This window comes from Stenotrophomonas sp. 10L48, from assembly GCF_056395105.1.
In genome coordinates this window covers 213,107-230,161 of sequence record NZ_JBFTIX010000005.1, presented here as the reverse complement: position 1 = coordinate 230,161, position 17,055 = coordinate 213,107, and the positions used below count along the sequence as shown (strand labels likewise).

General features: G+C 63.5%; 14 protein-coding genes and 1 pseudogene. 10 read left to right on the top strand and 5 right to left on the bottom strand.

The window, feature by feature from the left end; genetic code table 11:
- The first annotated feature begins 164 nt into the window (after positions 1–164).
- The 3 genes from AC1DCU_RS10365 (at position 165) to AC1DCU_RS10355 (ending at position 1,764) form a co-directional block, all read left to right on the top strand.
- Entirely contained in the window at positions 165–473 is a 309-nt protein-coding gene (locus AC1DCU_RS10365) for a DUF3861 family protein (RefSeq protein WP_032975859.1), read from the top strand.
- Between the two features lie 70 nt (positions 474–543).
- On the top strand, positions 544–1,086 hold the full coding sequence (locus tag AC1DCU_RS10360; RefSeq protein WP_032975858.1) for a hypothetical protein: 543 nt from the start codon (positions 544–546) through the stop codon (positions 1,084–1,086).
- An 81-nt stretch (positions 1,087–1,167) separates the two neighbouring features.
- Entirely contained in the window at positions 1,168–1,764 is a 597-nt protein-coding gene (locus tag AC1DCU_RS10355; RefSeq protein WP_025873976.1) for a YceB family lipoprotein, read from the top strand.
- Between the two features lie 72 nt (positions 1,765–1,836).
- On the opposite strand, the pseudogene AC1DCU_RS10350 reads toward AC1DCU_RS10355, so the two are convergent.
- Both AC1DCU_RS10350 and AC1DCU_RS10345 read right to left on the bottom strand, forming a co-directional pair.
- Positions 1,837–2,378, bottom strand: a pseudogene (locus tag AC1DCU_RS10350) (type 1 glutamine amidotransferase domain-containing protein).
- Between the two features lie 172 nt (positions 2,379–2,550).
- Positions 2,551–3,018, bottom strand: coding sequence for an SET domain-containing protein (locus AC1DCU_RS10345; RefSeq protein ID WP_010483549.1), 468 nt, complete (start codon positions 3,016–3,018; stop codon positions 2,551–2,553).
- Positions 3,019–3,228: 210 nt separating this feature from the next.
- On the opposite strand from AC1DCU_RS10345, the gene AC1DCU_RS10340 reads away from it, so the two are divergent.
- The 5 genes from AC1DCU_RS10340 (at position 3,229) to AC1DCU_RS10320 (ending at position 8,530) form a co-directional block, all read left to right on the top strand.
- Complete coding sequence (locus AC1DCU_RS10340; protein ID WP_025873978.1) at positions 3,229–3,684, top strand: SUF system Fe-S cluster assembly regulator; 456 nt, start codon at positions 3,229–3,231, stop codon at positions 3,682–3,684.
- A gap of 17 nt (positions 3,685–3,701) precedes the next feature.
- Positions 3,702–5,177: a Fe-S cluster assembly protein SufB gene (sufB, locus tag AC1DCU_RS10335; RefSeq protein WP_025873979.1), complete on the top strand. Its 1,476-nt coding sequence runs from the start codon at positions 3,702–3,704 to the stop codon at positions 5,175–5,177.
- 73 nt (positions 5,178–5,250) lie between these two features.
- On the top strand, positions 5,251–6,015 hold the full coding sequence (gene sufC / locus AC1DCU_RS10330; RefSeq protein WP_032975854.1) for a Fe-S cluster assembly ATPase SufC: 765 nt from the start codon (positions 5,251–5,253) through the stop codon (positions 6,013–6,015).
- On the top strand, positions 6,015–7,277 hold the full coding sequence (gene sufD, locus AC1DCU_RS10325) for a Fe-S cluster assembly protein SufD (RefSeq protein ID WP_032975852.1): 1,263 nt from the start codon (positions 6,015–6,017) through the stop codon (positions 7,275–7,277). The genes sufC and sufD overlap by 1 nt, the downstream gene beginning before the upstream one ends.
- Complete coding sequence (locus AC1DCU_RS10320; protein WP_442252062.1) at positions 7,274–8,530, top strand: cysteine desulfurase; 1,257 nt, start codon at positions 7,274–7,276, stop codon at positions 8,528–8,530. Before sufD ends, AC1DCU_RS10320 begins: the two co-directional genes overlap by 4 nt.
- Before the next feature lie 696 nt (positions 8,531–9,226).
- Here AC1DCU_RS10320 and AC1DCU_RS10315 read toward each other — a convergent pair.
- The 3 genes from AC1DCU_RS10315 to AC1DCU_RS10305 are packed head-to-tail and all read right to left on the bottom strand — an operon-like array spanning position 9,227 to position 15,914.
- Positions 9,227–9,592 (bottom strand): hypothetical protein, encoded by a 366-nt coding sequence (locus AC1DCU_RS10315; RefSeq protein ID WP_208082432.1) that lies wholly within the window; start codon positions 9,590–9,592, stop codon positions 9,227–9,229.
- A gap of 16 nt (positions 9,593–9,608) precedes the next feature.
- Positions 9,609–10,592 (bottom strand): RHS repeat-associated core domain-containing protein, encoded by a 984-nt coding sequence (locus AC1DCU_RS10310; RefSeq protein ID WP_081323681.1) that lies wholly within the window; start codon positions 10,590–10,592, stop codon positions 9,609–9,611.
- Between the two features lie 3 nt (positions 10,593–10,595).
- Positions 10,596–15,914, bottom strand: coding sequence for a wall-associated protein (locus AC1DCU_RS10305; protein WP_442252063.1), 5,319 nt, complete (start codon positions 15,912–15,914; stop codon positions 10,596–10,598).
- Positions 15,915–16,155: 241 nt separating this feature from the next.
- Between AC1DCU_RS10305 and AC1DCU_RS10300 the strand changes: the two genes are divergently transcribed.
- Positions 16,156–16,695, top strand: coding sequence for a GNAT family N-acetyltransferase (locus AC1DCU_RS10300; RefSeq protein ID WP_032975848.1), 540 nt, complete (start codon positions 16,156–16,158; stop codon positions 16,693–16,695).
- Positions 16,692–17,024, top strand: a complete 333-nt coding sequence (locus tag AC1DCU_RS10295; RefSeq protein ID WP_025873985.1) for a non-heme iron oxygenase ferredoxin subunit — start codon at positions 16,692–16,694, stop codon at positions 17,022–17,024. Before AC1DCU_RS10300 ends, AC1DCU_RS10295 begins: the two co-directional genes overlap by 4 nt.
- The last annotated feature ends 31 nt before the right edge of the window (positions 17,025–17,055 follow it).

The window sequence follows — 17,055 nt, the reverse complement described above, 5'->3', positions numbered from 1 at the left end:
CGCCCACGCAATTTCCCGCACAGGCCCGCCGCCCATGGCCGCGCCGCTGTTTTTCCAGCGCAGGAACGAACCGGGTGGAACACTGCGTGCAGCGCCGGCCATCGCCGCCGGCCGACGCCTTGCCTATGGTGGTCCCATTCCTCCCCACCAGCGCGAGCACCCCCATGGCCAGCCCTTCCACCCGCTACCGGATCTCGGTGACCCCGATCGAAAAGGACGGGCACCAGTGCACCGGGCGCTGCACCATCGAACTGGAGCACCGCGCCAGCCGCGACCTGATGCGCCTGCTGGAATCGGCCCCGCGCACGGCAGGCCTGAGCGGTGACGAACGTGCCACCCTGGTGGTGGCCACCCAGCTGCTGCGTGACATCGTGCAGCGCCATGCCGACACCGACGGCCATGCACTGGCAGCGGTCGCCGCGCAGGTCCTGCCGGCGCTGGACGCGCTGGAACGGCTTCCCTCTTCGCGCTGACCACTTCGCGCTGAGCGGCCCCCGGCCGCTACACTGCCGCCTTTCAGGTCGCCTCGGGGAGGAGGCAGACATGCGCGGTTTTATTTCCTTGTTGATCCCGCTGCTTGTGGCGGGGTGTTCGAACCCGGCGCCCCCGGTCGATGCCACCGGGCGCGACGCGAGCGCCGCCACAACCGCCCCGTCGGTGCCGACGACGAAAGCGGCACCGCAGGCCGCTACCGTTGACGCGATCGCCATCGATCCGCTGTATGGCGCCGTTGCCAACGGCAGCGAAACGCCCGCAGCGATGCTCAACCGCTACATGCTGGATCTGCTCAACCGCAACACATCGCGCAGCGATGCAGCCTGGGCCTATGCCCCCGCCGACCCGCGCCGTGCCGACGATGCCGTGCTGCGCCTGCTGCCCGACGTGCGCAGCCTGCGCCTGGACAGTGACGTGGCGTTGCCACGCGACGATGGGCAGCCGCCACGCCTGCTGGAGGTGCCAGTGAAGATCCGCGCGGTGACCGCCAACGGCACCTTCCGCTACCACGGCTGGTACCGGGTGCAGCCCAGCGCCGATGGCCGCAGCTGGCAGATCCAGTCGGCCAGCCTGCAACCAACGCTGGACTGAACCGTTGCAACCGTGTGTACCCGCGATTCAGCGGGCAAAGCTACTCTGTAGGCCTCTTGGATCCTTCTTCCGGTCACCGCCATGCGCCTGCGTTCCCTGATGACCCGCCTAGCCGCCTCGACCGTGCTGATTGCTGCTGCGATCGGTGCGCAGGCCGCCCCTTCGATCTCCGGTCGCGAACTGGCGGTTGGCGCCAGCGACGTGCAGCAGTATCTGGACGGCAGCTTCCCGCGCACGCAGGACGCGCTGGGCGGCCTGATCGCGCTGACCATGAGCCACCCGCAGCTGAGCCTGCCCGCAGGCGAGCGCTTGAACCTGGGCATGGACGTGGCGCTGGCCACCGCCGGCGGCAACCCGGCCAAGCTGGGTACGGTGAAGCTCAGCAGTGGCCTGCGCTATGACGCGCAGACCCAGGGCTTCCACCTGCAGCAGCCGAGCGTGGATGACTTCACTCCGGCCAGCCAGGGTGGCCGTCTCGATTCACGGACCCGTGGCCTGCTGAACGCATGGCTGAGCGACTACGCCCAGCGCGAACCGATCTACAAGCTGGACCCGGCCGTGGCCGGACTGCTCGGCGCCCTGCAGGTGCAGTCGGCACAGGTGAAGAACGGCAAGCTGGTGGTGACCTTCAACCAGAACCTGGGCGACCTGGTGCCGGCGGGCATCCTCGGCAAATAAGGTAGTGCCGGCCGCTGGCCGGCAATCCTTTCACGCACGTGCCGGCCAGCGGCCGGCACTACCAGCGCCGCATTACGCCGCCAGCGCTTTCACCACCGCCTCGCTGAAGGCCGGAATGTCATCGGGCTTGCGGCTGGTGATCAGGTTGCCGTCCACCACCACTTCCGCGTCGCGCCAGCGCGCGCCGGCATTGGCCAGGTCCTGCTGCAGCGACGGCCACGAGGTGACCTCGTGTCCCTCCGCCAGCCCGCTGTTGATCAGCAGCCAGGGGCCGTGGCAGATCGCGGCCACCGGCTTGCCGGCACCGGCCATGCTGCGGATGAAATCCAGTACTGCTTCGTTGGTGCGCAGGGTGTCCGGATTGATCACGCCACCGGGCAGACCAGCGCATCGAAACCGCCGGCGTCGGCGCCATCCAGTGGTTGATCCACGGCGACCGAATCACCCCAGTCCTTGTCCTTCCAGCCCTTGATGCTCGCCTCCTTGGCCGGCGACACCACGCTCACGCGCGCGCCCTCCGCTTCCAACAGGTGCTTGGGCTCGATCAGTTCGGACTGCTCGAAACCATGCGTGGCGAGGATGGCGATCTGTTTGCCGCGTAGACGCTGTGCCATGTCGTGCTCCAGATAGGGGGGAGCGCACAGGGTGGCCGAGTGGCCCTTGAACGGCGGTGACCCTCACGTGCACGGCAGGTGGAGAATCGCCCGGATAGCGCCGGGCCGTGCCCGGCGGCTTCTGGTTCCGCCCGCGCTTCGCGCTCGCCGGGCATGGCCCGGCGCTACCGGATCAGCGCTTGGGCTGCAGCATCGTGCCGGTGCACTTGGGCGAGCCACAGCGGCACTCCCAGATCTTCTTCAGCTTGGCCGTGTGGCGCTCGGCCAGGGTGATGCCGTAGTTGTACGTCAACTCTTCGCCCGCCTTGATATCGCGCAGCGCCTCGATGAAGACCTTGTCGCCGCGGCTGTCACCGTCTTCGTCTTCCTCGATCACCGCCTCGCAGTTCGGGTCGCAGCTGTGGTTGATCCAGCGCGCGTCGTTGCCCTTGTAGTTGGCATCGATCACCCAGTCGTCGTTGAGGGTGAACAGGAAGGTATGGCCGCTTTCCACGTCGCCACTGTCATCGGCATCGACATCGCCGTGGCTGCGCAGCAGGCCCTTGTACTGGATCACGCGCTCGCCCTGCTTGATCGGGGCCACGGAAAACACACCGTTGCCGTGGATGGCGGACTTGCGGGCTTGGATCTTCTTGGGCATCGGCAAGAGACGTTTGCAGCGGAAGGAACGTTGATTCTCGCCCATTCCGGGTGATTGCGAAAATCACCCCCATGCCGCAGCATGTCGCCCCGATGGCGGCCCTTGGCGACTGCCCTCCGGCCGGGCCCAAGCGCCCGCTGAATGGCCGGGTTGGATGCCGGCGAATAAAAGCGTACAATTTCAGTCCGCTTTAAGAACCACTCGCATCCCATGTTGCGCGTCACCAAGCTCACCGATTACGCCACCGTCGTACTGACCGTACTCGCCGCCCGTCCGGGCGAGGTGCTCAGTGCCACCGAGCTGGCCGAATTCACCGGTCTGGAGCCGCCCACCGTCAGCAAGGTGCTCAAGCCACTGGCCCAGGCCGGCCTGGTCGAAGGCCTGCGCGGCGTCCGCGGCGGTTACCGGCTGACCCGCCCATCGATCGAGATCTCGCTGTTTGAAGTGGTTGAAGCCATGGAAGGGCCGTTGGCCCTGACCGAGTGCAGCCACGACCACCATCAGTGCGGCATGGCGCCCAAGTGCGGCGCGCGCAGCAGCTGGCGGCTGATCAACGACGTGGTCTCCGAGGCCCTGCGCGATGTCAGCCTGGCGCAGATCCTGCCCCCTCTTCCCCTTGTCGACGAAGAACAGCGCCGCACCATCGCTGTCGACGTCGTCTCCTGATCCGTAGGCAGCCCCCCATGGCCACCGAAACCATCGAAACCGTCGCCAGCGACGACACCCCCAACCGCGAGATCCATGAGCAGCTCGGCCGCAAGTATTCGGCCGGCTTCATCACGGACATCGAGTCGGACTCCCTTCCCGCCGGCCTGGACGAGGACACCATCCGCGCCCTGTCGGCCAAGAAGGAAGAGCCGGAATGGATGACGCAGTGGCGCCTGGACGCCTACCGCCACTTCCTGACCATGCCGATGCCGAACTGGGCCAAGCTGCAGATCGCCCCGATCGACCTGCAGGCGCTCAGCTACTACTCCGCGCCGAAGGGCCCGAAGTACGCCTCGCTGGATGACGTGCCCAAGGAACTGCTGGACACCTACGACAAGCTGGGCGTGCCGCTGCACGAGCGCGCCAAGCTGGCCGGCGTAGCGGTGGACGCGGTGTTCGACTCGGTGTCCGTCGGTACCACCTTCCGCAAGGAACTGGCCGAAAAGGGCATCGTGTTCTGCTCGATGTCCGAAGCCATCAAGGAGCACCCGGAACTGGTCAAACAGTACCTGGGCACCGTGGTGCCGGTGGGCGACAACTACTTCGCCGCGCTCAATTCTGCGGTGTTCTCCGATGGCAGCTTCGTGTTCATTCCCAAGGGCGTGCGTTGCCCGATGGAACTGAGCACCTACTTCCGCATCAACGCCGGCCACACCGGCCAGTTCGAGCGCACGCTGATCATCTGCGAAGAGAAGGCGTACGTGTCCTACCTGGAAGGCTGCACCGCGCCGATGCGCGATGAGAACCAGCTGCATGCGGCGGTGGTCGAGCTGGTGACGCTGGACGATGCCGAGATCAAGTACTCCACCGTGCAGAACTGGTACCCGGGCGATGAGAATGGCGTCGGCGGCATCTACAACTTCGTCACCAAGCGTGCCGAATGCCGTGGCGCGCGCAGCAAGGTCACCTGGACCCAGGTCGAGACCGGCTCGGCGATCACCTGGAAGTACCCGTCCTGCGTGCTGCTGGGCGACGACTCGGTCGGCGAGTTCCACTCGGTGGCACTGACCCATCATCGCCAGCAGGCCGACACCGGCACCAAGATGATCCACGTCGGCAAGCGCACCAAGAGCAAGATCATCAGCAAGGGCATCAGCGCCGGCCGCGGCCAGAACACCTATCGTGGCCTGGTCAAGGTGGACCGCAATGCCGACGGCGCGCGCAACTACACCCAGTGCGATTCGCTGCTGATCGGCAAGCAGTGCGGCGCCCACACCTTCCCCTACATCGAGGTGAAGAACCCCGGCGCCACCGTCGAGCATGAGGCCACCACCTCGAAGATCTCCGACGACCAGCTGTTCTACTGCCGCGCCCGTGGCATCAGCCAGGAAGACGCGGTGTCGATGATCGTCGACGGCTTCTGCAAGCAGGTGTTCCGCGAACTGCCGATGGAATTCGCGGTGGAAGCCAAGAAGCTGCTGGAAGTCTCGCTGGAAGGTTCGGTGGGCTGATCGCCCGCCCTGCCCTCGCACAACGCATTCTCTTTACCGGCGGGCCCCGGCCCGCACCACGGAAACCCCCATCATGCTGAAGATCGAAAACCTCCACGCCCGCATCGGCGACAAGGAAATCCTCAAGGGCCTGTCCCTGGAAGTGAAGCCCGGCCAGGTGCACGCCATCATGGGCCCCAACGGCGCCGGCAAGTCCACCCTGGGCAATGTCCTGGCTGGCCGCGACGGCTATGAGGTCAGCGAAGGCAGCGTGCAGTTCGAAGGCGTCAACCTGCTCGACCAGGACCCGGAAGCGCGCGCCGCTGCCGGCCTGTTCCTGGCATTCCAGTACCCGGTGGAAATCCCCGGAGTGAACAACACCTACTTCCTGCGCGCCGCGCTGAATGCACAGCGCAAGGCGCGCGGCGAGGAAGAACTGGATTCCATGCAGTTCCTCAAGCTGGTGCGGCAGAAGCTGGCCGTGCTGCACCTGAAGGACGAACTGCTGCACCGTGGCGTCAACGAAGGCTTCTCCGGTGGCGAGAAGAAGCGCAACGAGATCTTCCAGCTGGCCGTGCTCGAGCCGAAGCTGGCGATCCTGGACGAAACCGATTCGGGCCTGGACATCGATGCACTGAAGAGCGTGGCCGACGGCGTCAACGCGCTGCGCAGCGCCGACCGCTCGTTCCTGGTCATCACCCACTACCAGCGCCTGCTGGACTACATCAAGCCGGACGTCGTGCACGTGCTGGCCGATGGCCGCATCGTCAAGAGCGGCGGCCCGGAACTGGCGCTGGAACTGGAAGCGCACGGCTATGACTTCCTGAAGGACCGGGTCGTGCCCGAGGCGGCGGTCTGATGAGCGCCCTGCTCGATTCCATGGCCCAGGCCTTCTGCGGCAGCGATGCGCGCCGCGAAGTGCTCGACAGCGTGCTGCGCGACGGCCTGCCCGGCGCACGCAGCGAAACCTGGAAGTACACCTCGCTGCGCCAGCTGGAGCGTCGCAGCTTTGCGGCCGCACCGTTGGCCCCGGCGCTGCTGGATGCCGCCGCGCTGGAGAACATCCCGGCACCGCGCCTGGTGTTCGTCAATGGCCGCCTCAACGACGCGCTGAGCGACGTGCAGGGCCTGCCGGCCGGCGTGCAGCTGGAGACGTTGTCCTCCGCACTGGCCGCTGGCGAGGACGCCGTGCGCTTCCTCGGCCGCCGCTACGATCGCAGCGACGATGTGTTCGCCCGCCTCAACGCCGCCCTCGCCGATGAAGGCGTGGTGCTGCGCGTGGACGACGGCGTGCAGGTCGAGGTGCCGCTGCAGCTGGTATTCGCCAGCGTGGCCGGCGACACCGATCTGGCCTGGCACCACCGCCACCTGATCGAACTGCGTGCCGGCGCCAGCCTGGGCGTGGTCGAGCACCGCTTCAGCGTCGGTGATTCGGCGCATCTGGACAACACGGTACTGCACGCCCACGTCGCCCGCGATGCGGTGCTCAAGCACGCCCGCGTGCAGGCCGGCAGCGCGCGCCAGACCAGCTTCCTGCGTACCGACGCGGTGCTGGCCAAGGACGCGCAGTACCACCGCGTGGACCTGGAGCTGGGTGCCGCGCTCAGCCGCCATGAGCTGAACGTGCGCCTGGAAGGCGACAACGCCCAGCTGACCGCCAATGGCGTGCTGCTCGGCAATGGTCGCCGCCACGTCGATACCCGCCTGGGCATCGACCACATCGCCCGCGACACCAGCGCCGAGCTGCAGTGGCGTGGCGTGGCCGCCAACCGCAGCCGCGTGGTGTTCCATGGCGGCATCCAGATCCGTGCCGGTGCCGATGGCACCGACGCCAACCTGTCCAACAAGAACCTGCTGCTGTCGGCCGACGCCGAGATCGATACCCAGCCGACGCTGGTGATCGACGCCGACGAAGTGAAGGCCGCACACGGTGCCACCGTCGGCCAGCTCGACGCCAACGCGCTGTTCTACCTGCGCTCGCGCGGCCTGCCGCAGGCCCAGGCGCAGGCGCTGCTGAGCGCCGCGTTCTGCCACGAACCGCTGAAGGTGCTGCCCGAAGCGCTGCGCGAACAGCTGGCACGCCGGCTGGACAAGGCCCTGGCCGAGGCGGGCGTGGCATGAACCTGTCCACCCCGCGACCGATCGAAGCACCCGCCGACGCCCCCGACTGGGCGCGCGTGCGCCTGGACTTCCCGCTGCTGATGCGCGAAGTGCACGGCAAGCCGCTGGTCTATTTCGACAACGCCAACACCGGCCAGAAGCCGGTGCAGGTGATCGGCGCGGTGGACGAGTTCTACCGCCGCTACAACGCCAACGTCAGCCGTGCCGTGCATGCGCTGGGTACCGAGGCCACCGACGCCTACGAAGGCGCACGCAACAAGCTGGCCCGTTTCCTCAACGTGCGCAGCAACGACCTGGTGCTGTGCAGCGGCACCACCTTCGCGATCAATCTGGTTGCCTACTCCTGGGCCCTGCCCCGGCTGAAGGCCGGCGACGTGATCCTGGTGTCGCGCATGGAACACCACGCCAACATCGTGCCGTGGCAGCTGGTCGCCCAGCGCACCCGCGCGACCATCCGCGTGGCCGAGATCACCCCCGACGGCGCGCTGGACCTGGACGCGCTGCGCGCGGCGATGACCGCCGAGGTCAAGCTGCTGGCCGTGGCCCATGTCTCCAACGTACTCGGCACCATCAACCCGGTGCGCGAGATCTGCCGCGAAGCGCGCAAGCGCGGCATCGTCACCGTGGTCGACGGCTCGCAGGCCGCACCGCACCGCAAGGTCGACGTCACCGCGATCGGCTGCGACTTCTACGCCATCACCGGCCACAAGATGTGCGGCCCGACCGGCACCGGTGCGCTCTGGGCGCGTCGCGAGCATCTGGACGCGATGCCGCCGTTCCTGGGCGGCGGCGAGATGATCAAGGAAGTCAGCTTCGACGGCACCGTATTCAACGACGCCCCGCACAAGTTTGAAGCCGGCACCCCCAACATCGCCGGTTTCATCGGCCTCGGCGTGGCGGCGGACTATCTGCAGAACGTCGGCCTGGACCACGTGGAAGCGCGCGAAGCCGAGCTGCTGGCGCACTTCACCGAAGAGCTGCGCCGGGTTGACGGCCTGCGCATCATCGGCGAAGCGCCGGAAAAGGCCGCGGTGGTGTCATTCCTGATCGACGGCGCCCATGCGCACGATCTGGCTACCCTGCTGGATCTGGAAGGTGTGGCCGTGCGCTCGGGCCAGCACTGCGCGCATCCGCTGCTGCAGTACTACGGCGTGGCGGCGACCTGCCGTGCGTCGTTGGCGTTCTACAACACGCATGAAGAGATCGAGCGGTTCATGGCTGCGTTGACGAAGGTGCGGAAGTTGCTGGGGTGAGGCTTCAGTAACAGATGGGAAGATGCGAACGCCACGGGAGACCGTGGCGTTTTTGCGTCCCAAGATGGCCAATGCTGATCTACTGCACGACAACCGTAAACGTCATCTGCACAGGCAAGCCCAACTGTCCCAGGGGCTACACCCGGCGAAGTTGCAGGCTCTCACCCGGTAGGCATAACTGCCTTTTCCACGGCTGGCACCAAAGCTGTTCGCACCGCCGTTATGCACCACAGTCCAGCCGCCGCCGTTGGCGCTCTCCTAATCTCTCGGCGGCAGTCGACATTCAGAACTCGACCTCTTTGCAATAACTGCAACGCAGTCACCCACGGACAGTCCACAGGTGTCCGCCGACACAAAAATCCCTCGATAATTGGTCAAAACGAAATAGCTTCTCAGCTTTTCATTCCCCTCCTGATCGAATGACTGCCGAACATCAATCAAATGGACCTCACACATTTGCTCCCTCGATGCGCCTCCGGCGACAGAACTGGAGCGGAGCGCCGCAGCGTATTGATTTGCCCTTGCATTGTTCGGGAGATGATTGACAACCCCACCCGAACTCGCCACTTCACTAGTACACGCAACAAGGCCAGCCAGGCAAATCGCTGCAAAAATTACGACTATTGATCTTCGAATGCGATCAGAATACTGGACTTTACTCACCAATATATGCTCCGATGGATTAATGCAATAAATTCAGACCTCGCCACATAGTTTCACCATTTTTTTCGAAACAACCGAAGCACATTGACCTTCTCCGACATCACATGTGGATGCATCCATGAACCTCCCCTCTCCATCCATCAATACATAGAAAAGCCTCCTCCTTCTCTTTCCTTCCCGGGACAGCTCAAGTTGCGACACCACCAACTCCGCCTTTACTTCGACTCCGCCATCCACAGAGCGCGAACGAATGACGTCATCCACTTCAGCAAATATTTTCTGGGATGATGAACTGTCATGATCTTGATTGATAACCTGCAAATGGCAGCCGCGCTGCTGACCGCAGGAAGAAAGAAGAAAAATTGATATGACGGAGGCCAGTAAAGTTGAAATATTCATCGGAGTATCCGGTTGGTTATTTCCCTGAAAACTGCTTATCGAGGCGTTTTGCATCAAGTCGCCCCTCAACCCTAAAGACCCCCTTGAAATCGCTCAACCGATGCCTCGATGTCGTGTCATTACTCAGCATCGCATCCTCATCCCTCGCAGTAATTCGCGTACCATTTCGATCAGCCATAATATGATCGGAAGAGTACCCCTCCATGGGGCTCGATGTACGCCCATCTCGCGACCCCACATCACGATACCCTTCCGGGGCGCCTGCAAAATGCAGGATATCGTGAACTGCCGCGCCTATCCAGTTGCTCTCGGAGCTATCGATATGAGCCGTCCTCCCGCCGATTCCGCCATATACCCCCTGACCGGCACGAGGATAGTTTGCGTAATCCTTTCCAGGCCCCAAATTCATTGAATTCTGGCCATGACCACCGGCGGAACCCAGGACCTGCAAACGAACCTTAATCCCTCGATACTCGGAAGCAATTGAATCAACCCGACTCCTGATCGCTTCCACATTGGATTTTGTTGCAGCGGGACCCGTAAAATTAACCGGAATCACCAGAACATTAACATCTGAAAAATATATCGCATCAGCGCCATCTGGATCGACGAACTTGTAGGGATTCCCATTTCCATACCTGTAACGCTGGAAATTTGCATAGGGATTTTCGACAGTAGTGACTGGATCCACCGAGAGGAAGGTACCCAAACTTGAGTCGAAGTATCTCTGCTGCATGTAGTTCAACCCGGTTACAGAGTCCGTCATATGCCCGGCATACCCTGGACCATCCTTCAATGGCCGATTGACCACGCCTCCATACGGTTCATATACGGTACGCTCGATGACATTTCCGCTGGCATCGGTGATCGCCACCGGCGAGCCCAGTGCGTCGGTGTGGATGTATTCCACCACTTCCTGGGCCGCAGCCGGTGCAGCACCGGCCAGTGTCGCCACCACAAGAAGCGCTGCGCGAATCAGTAGAGAAGTGATTCCATTCATGGCTCAGTCCCAGCTCAGTACGCCGCGGGTGACAGGGAAGCCCGCAGACCATTCCGAACAGCCGCCGGCATTGCAGGCGCGAACGATGTACAAGCTTGCGCAGTAATTCCCGTTGTTTGACTGCACGTAAGTCAGAGGCCCGGTGTATAGACGGCGTCCAGCCCCCGACGGCTCAAGGTGATACTCCGTTGCGCCGGGCACGGCTCGCCAGGAGACGGTGCACTGCACCTGGTAGGGGGCCTTGCGCGTAGACAACCATTCCGCCAGGAAAATCTGGGTGGCAGCCGGAGGAAGCACGACTGAAACGCTTACGATGCCTGAATATGGGCTGCACCCCGCGAAGTTGCAGGCACGTACACGGTAGGCGTAGTTGCCATTGCCTCTGTTTGCACCAAAGCTGTTCGCACCGCCGTTATGCACCACGGTCCATCCACCGCCGTTGGCGCTCTCCTCCAGGATGAAGCTCTCACTATTGGCGGGTACTGACCAGCTGAAGCTGTACTGCGGCACATTCACCAGGCCCGGCGCGCTGATCACCGGCTCGATCGTCGGCGGTCCGATGACTGCGACCGTCACCGTTGCCGACCACGGCCCGCATCCAGCGCCGTTGCAGGCGGCGACGCGGTAGGCATAGCTACCCACTCCACGCGCAGGCGTGGCAAAGGACCCCGCATTGCCATCGAACAGGGTCACCCAACCGCCGCCATTGGTACTTTCCTGAAGTGTGTAACGATCGGCACCGCCAATCCCGTTCCAGCCGATGCCAATGCTGCCGGGTGCCGAACGAGCCGGCGCTGATACTCCAGGAGCACCGACAGGCGGGTAGACCACCGTCACTGCGGCGCCATTGCTGTATTCGGTACACCCCACCGGATTACATGCACGGACACGATAGTTGAAGCTGCCTGCCGGCTTGCCACTGAATGCCTTGGATTGGCCCGCCGCATTGTGAACCTGCGTCCAGGCTCCGCCATTGGCACTCTCCTCCAGTTCAAAGCGTTCTGCGCCGGCAGAGGCCGACCAGCTGATGCTGTAGTTGCCGTTGAATGCAGTTGTCGGCACGCTCAGCACAGGCACTGCAGCCGGCGGCAGCTCGACGGCGACCGAGGCGGTGTTGCTCCACTCGCCACAGACCACGCGGCATCCGCGCACTCGGAACTGATAGGTGCCGGTGACCAGACCGCTACTGGTGAATGCCTGCGCCTCGCCGTCGAAAATCGTGCTCCAGTTGCCCCCTTGGGCGCGCTGCAGTTCGTAGCGGTTGGCGCCGCCGGCCGGACTCCACGTCAGGTTGACGCTGCCTTGGGTGATGTAGCCCGGAGCGCTCAGCGCCGGAGCACTGGGTGCAGCCTCGCCGTGCACCTGCGCCACCAGGCTGCCGGACAGGTACAGATAGTCCGTCTGCTTTCCCGTGCGCTCATTGCGCTGGAAACGCAGCACGCCGCCATTGTCATAGAACGAGTAGATCACGCCCGTTTCGCTGTTCCATGCTTTCACCCGGCGTCCATGCGCGTCGTACATATAGGCTTCCGTCGTTCCCACCGTACGCAGGCGGTTGCCGTAGTCGAAACCAAACGCCTGGCCATTGCGGATCGAAAGATTACCCTGCACGTCATAGCCGAGACCGACAACGGTCGCGCTGCTGCCAGTATCGACAACGTTGACCAGACGATTGGTCGGATCGAAATAATGCGTGCGATCCCGGCTGCCGACCTTGGCCCGGCGCAGGTTGTCCAGTGCGTCGTACTCATACAGCGCGTTGCCAAAGCCCGGCGCGGTAACCGAGCGCAGTCGATCCAGCCCGTCATAGGCCATGTCACGATTGCCTGGCGCACCCGGCAAGCCATCAGAGATGGCCATCACGTTGCCACCCGCATCGTAGTCGTAGCTGTCATCGAGCACTGCGGCCGCAGCGGTGGCATCGCGACTTCGGTCAGGAAGACCGCGAGCATTCTGGCTCATCGCATGGACAATGCCGTTGCCATATACGAAGCGCGCCAAGGCGCCGTTGGCAAAATAGCTGGCCTCCTTCGCATAGCCCCCCACCGATGTGGCGCGGCCGAGGGCGTCCGGGGCATAGCTGACGATGCGCCCGCCCGGGTAGGTGTTGCTGGCAAGCGCGCCGTTGCCATCGTAGCCATAGGCCAGGCTCAGATTGCCGAAGTCTGGATGTTGCAGCGTCTCGCTGCTGAGCAGACGACGATGGTTGTACTGGTAGCGATTGATGACCAGCGGACGGCCGGCATCGTTCTGCGTACTGATTTCTGCGGGCAGGCCATCTGGCGTATATGACCAGACCTGGTTGCCGCGGCCATCGGGGAAGGTCAGCGCCAGCAGTCGATTGGCAGCGTCATAGCTGCGCTGCACGGCGCGGCCAGTGGCGAGTGCTTCGCTGCGGTTGCAGTCTGCGGCGCTGGTCAGGCCCGTGCCGGCAGCCGACCACAGTACATTGCCGGCAGCGTCATAGTCCTGCACGGTCGCCCCGGTTTCCGGCTCGATGGTCTTGCAGAGTTGCTGGTAACCGTCATAGACATAACGGCGGGTCAGCGCTTGGCTGCCGTCGGCGCTGCTACGGGTAATCGCCAGCGGCTTGCCGAGAGCGTCGCGCTGGATCTCGGTCACTACCCCTTCTGGATGCTGCAGTATCAACGGCATCTCATAGGTGGGCTGGTCATAGGCCAGGTGCCGTGTTGTGGTCGACTGTCCGCGTGGATTGGTTACCTTCACCGACAGGTTGCCCACGAACTCGGTGCGAGTTACCAAGGCACCCAGTTCGGACGACTGGCTGACCACGACCGGTCGACCCAGCGCGTCGTACTGCGTGGTGGTGCCGTCAAACGCCGCATTGATGTCGGAAAGCTGGCGAACCGGATAGGACGCGAACACCGTCTTGCCGCTGGTGTCGTAGCGGGTCACGACTGCGCTATCGAGAACGTTGTCTGCATTTTCAGTGACCAGCACCGGGCGGAACATGGCATCCAGATAGGTATCGGTCCGTCGCCCGCCCTGGGTTCGTGAATGCTTCCAGGCGCCGGCCGGCACGCCGAACTGCGCGCTGCCCAACCGCTGCAGGTCCATGGTGACCGCATTCCAGCTCACGGTGTCGCCACCGGGGAACTGCTGGCTGCGCAGGCGCCCCATGCTGTCGTAGCTGAAGCTGGTGGTTGCTCCGATTTCATCGGTCAACGAGGTGATCCAGCCGTTGTCGTCCACCACAACGGTGCGCGTCGCCCCATTGGGAGATTCAGCCGTGGCCGGCATCCGCAACTGCTGCGGGACACCGCGCTTCCACGCGGACAGGTGGCTGGTGTTGCCACGGGCATCGGCAACCGATGCCACCGTACCATCAGCCGCGTAGGTCACCTGCTGCGCCAACCGGCCGAAGGCATAAGCGCGCAGCGGCAACGCATTGGTCGTGTCGAACTCGGTGCGTGACTGCTCGACACCATTGACTACGCTGCGCGCTGACTGGCCATTCACCCATAGCGCCAGGTTGTCGTAGTAGGTGGTTGTGCTGGCGCGGCTCTGTCCGGCTGAGTTGCCCTCGACGACGCTCACCTCGCGTGCAAAGGCATCGAAAGCCTGGACCGTGCGGGTGAACTGCACGCCATCCTGTTCCACCACGGTGGACTGTACGGGCCTGTTGTAGTGTGCCTTGAGGTCGTTCGCACCGTACTTGAAGTCCTTGCCGGCTTCTTTCGGGAATGGCGCCGAGTCAAGCTGGGCGTCGGGATAGTAGTTGTTGCGGTCGACGCGCACGACGGTGCCGCCCGAGCGCGTGGTGGTCGACAACAGCAGACCGTCGTTGTACGCCACCTCCTTGCCGAATTCATACACACGTACAACGCCGTCAGGCAGAGTCTCGGTGGTGATTTTCGGTTCGGCCTGGCCCGGAGGAATGGCCGGTCCGCCGAGATCCTGCGCGTAGGCGCCATCAAGATTGGTGTACTGATAGGTCCACTGCGCAACAGGCATACCCGGACCAGTGATTGTTTTTGCTACCAGCGACTGCGCGTCACGGTAGACAGGCGTGTAGTTCCAGCCTTCTTCGTACAGATGATTGTCACCAGATGTCTGGCAGTCGAACGTTACGTTCTTCCGTCCGTGGCGGAACGGGCGGAACAAGAACGTACCCACTGCCCCCGAAGGATGCTGGACAGTCGCCGCAATCTCAGTGGGTATGATCTTGTTCATCCGGGCGCAGGTCACCGGATAGTCCATGTACTCCCAGATGTTCTGCCCGGTGTAGTCGGCATACTTGCGGGTGACGGAAAGCGGCGGAAGGTTGTAGACCCACTGGGTCCCATCCGGCAGCGTTACCGTCTGGAGGATATTGGCTGCGGTATACCCGTACGTCCACGTGCGCCCAGCTGCCGTCGCTGATGCAATCAATCCGTCAGCGTTGTACGCCAGGCTGATTTCACGACCATCACTGGCAAAGATGCGTTCGAGGCGGTCGCCATTCCACTCATAGCGCACCCAGTTGCCAAACCGATCCACAATCTGGGAGGGGTACAGGTAAACGCGCCTGCGCTGCAATTGAGCATTACTCTCCGGACCAAATGGCTGCAGGGTCGCAGGATTGACCGGACGTGCCACCATCCAGTCAAAGTAGTACTTGGAACCATCAGGTGCGTGCCCCAGGAAGCCTTCACCGGCCTGGCCACTCTTGAGCGAGCCCAGACAAGTGAACGTCCAACCGCTTTTGGTGTTCCACGGGGTGGATTTACCGAACTGAGGCTTGGGCTGGCGAGCATCACCGCCGTCTCCCAGAATGCTCTCGCCCCCGCCACCAGGCAGCGAAAGTCGCGTGCCATCCCAGTAGGTGTGCGCATTGAAATTGACGATCTGGGTGTGCCGTCGGTTCCAGACTTCCAACGACGGAGGTCCGCTGACGGTGCTGCAGCGGGCCGCAGGCAGCCAATAGCCCGCGGCCGCAGTCTCAGGCAGGTCGCCGTGCACACCAGACAGGGAAGGAATATCCAATTTCCAGTTGGAGAAAGGGCTCTCATTACTGTTGCCGCCATCGCCGAGACTGCGGCTCAGCGTCATCGGCAAGCTGCCATTGCCCGGTATCGAAATATCCGTGGCCTTGAAGCTGATCGAACCGTCATACAGGTTGACCTGCTCGCCAAAGATCTCGCCCTTCAAGGGCTCGACCAGGTCGCCGTACTTCAAGCGCTTGTCGTACTCCTGGCGCCAGGTAGGCACGATCTGGGCGGAGGCGGGAACCGGTGCCAGTACGCAGAAGGCCAGTGCTGTCAGAAGCAGGCCTTTGATGGCGTTTGCCGCGCGCGGATGAGCAATGAGCCGTGACTGCATGAAGATCCTCCCTGGATCGACCTTCCTTGAGAGCCCCGCCCACATCGCGCCACTGTCGATGATCAGATCGGACGGTACCCACTCCGGCAGACAACCACACGCTTGAACGCGGTGGGCGGGTACTGCTTCATTTATGAATGAAAAATGAAGATCATGTCAACAAGGCGTATCCGACACACTCGGCAAAGCCAGCCGAATCAGCAAGCTCCCCGCCCGCCCCCGCCCCACCTAGAATGCCCCCATGAGCACTCTGACCTTCCGCGCCGCCACGTCGGCCGACATCCCCGCCCTGATCACCCTGGTCACCTCGGCCTACCGCGGCGACGCCAGCCGCGTCGGCTGGACCACCGAAGCCGACCTGCTGGACGGCGCCCGCGTCGATGCCGAAGGCATCCAGGGCGACCTGGACCGCCCGCGCTCGACCATCCTGCTGGCCGAACGCGACGGCCAGCTCGTGGCCTGTGCCCACGTCGCCGACGTCGACGGCAAGGGCTACTTCGGCATGTTCTCGGTCGACCCGGCCCAGCAGGGCGGCGGCGTCGGCAAGCAGTTGATGGACGCGGCCGAAGCCCACGCCGCGCGCGAATGGAACGTGCCGGTGATGCAGATGACCGTGATCGACATCCGCGACGAACTGATCGCCTTCTATGAGCGCCGCGGTTACCAGCGCACCGGCATCAAGAAGCCGTTCCCGTATGGCGACGAACGTTTCGGCATCCCCAAGCGCGACGACCTGCGCTTCGAGATCCTGGAAAAGCCGCTGGCCGGAGCCACCGCGTGAGTGAGGCCTGGACCTTTGTCTGCGCCGGCGCCGAACTGCTGCCGGGCGAAATGAAGAGCGTGTTCGACGAAGTCACCGGTACGCCGATCGTGGTGTTCAACCTCGACGGCGAACTGTACGCGCTGGAAGACCAATGCACGCACGAGGAGTTCGAGCTGTCCTCGGGTGAGTTCAACACCGCCGAGGGCAGCGTTGAATGCGTACTGCATGGCGCGCGCTTCGACGTGCGTGATGGCCGCGCCCTGTGTGCGCCGGCCTATACCGCAGTGCCGAAGTTTCCGGTGAAGCGCGAACACGACGCCATCTGGACCCGCGACGACCGCGATTGAAGTTCAAGGCATCCACCAATGGGGTGGATCT

Excerpts from the sequence above, each read along its gene's own strand:
- AC1DCU_RS10365 (WP_032975859.1), top strand. The coding sequence starts at position 165 with ATGGCCAGCCCTTCCACCCGCTACCGGATCTCGGTGACCCCGATCGAA.
- AC1DCU_RS10360 (WP_032975858.1), top strand. The coding sequence starts at position 544 with ATGCGCGGTTTTATTTCCTTGTTGATCCCGCTGCTTGTGGCGGGGTGT.
- AC1DCU_RS10355 (WP_025873976.1), top strand. The coding sequence starts at position 1,168 with ATGCGCCTGCGTTCCCTGATGACCCGCCTAGCCGCCTCGACCGTGCTG.
- AC1DCU_RS10345 (WP_010483549.1), bottom strand. The coding sequence starts at position 3,018 with ATGCCCAAGAAGATCCAAGCCCGCAAGTCCGCCATCCACGGCAACGGT.
- AC1DCU_RS10340 (WP_025873978.1), top strand. The coding sequence starts at position 3,229 with ATGTTGCGCGTCACCAAGCTCACCGATTACGCCACCGTCGTACTGACC.
- sufB (WP_025873979.1), top strand. The coding sequence starts at position 3,702 with ATGGCCACCGAAACCATCGAAACCGTCGCCAGCGACGACACCCCCAAC.
- sufC (WP_032975854.1), top strand. The coding sequence starts at position 5,251 with ATGCTGAAGATCGAAAACCTCCACGCCCGCATCGGCGACAAGGAAATC.
- sufD (WP_032975852.1), top strand. The coding sequence starts at position 6,015 with ATGAGCGCCCTGCTCGATTCCATGGCCCAGGCCTTCTGCGGCAGCGAT.
- AC1DCU_RS10320 (WP_442252062.1), top strand. The coding sequence starts at position 7,274 with ATGAACCTGTCCACCCCGCGACCGATCGAAGCACCCGCCGACGCCCCC.
- AC1DCU_RS10315 (WP_208082432.1), bottom strand. The coding sequence starts at position 9,592 with ATGAATATTTCAACTTTACTGGCCTCCGTCATATCAATTTTTCTTCTT.
- AC1DCU_RS10310 (WP_081323681.1), bottom strand. The coding sequence starts at position 10,592 with ATGAATGGAATCACTTCTCTACTGATTCGCGCAGCGCTTCTTGTGGTG.
- AC1DCU_RS10305 (WP_442252063.1), bottom strand. The coding sequence starts at position 15,914 with ATGCAGTCACGGCTCATTGCTCATCCGCGCGCGGCAAACGCCATCAAA.
- AC1DCU_RS10300 (WP_032975848.1), top strand. The coding sequence starts at position 16,156 with ATGAGCACTCTGACCTTCCGCGCCGCCACGTCGGCCGACATCCCCGCC.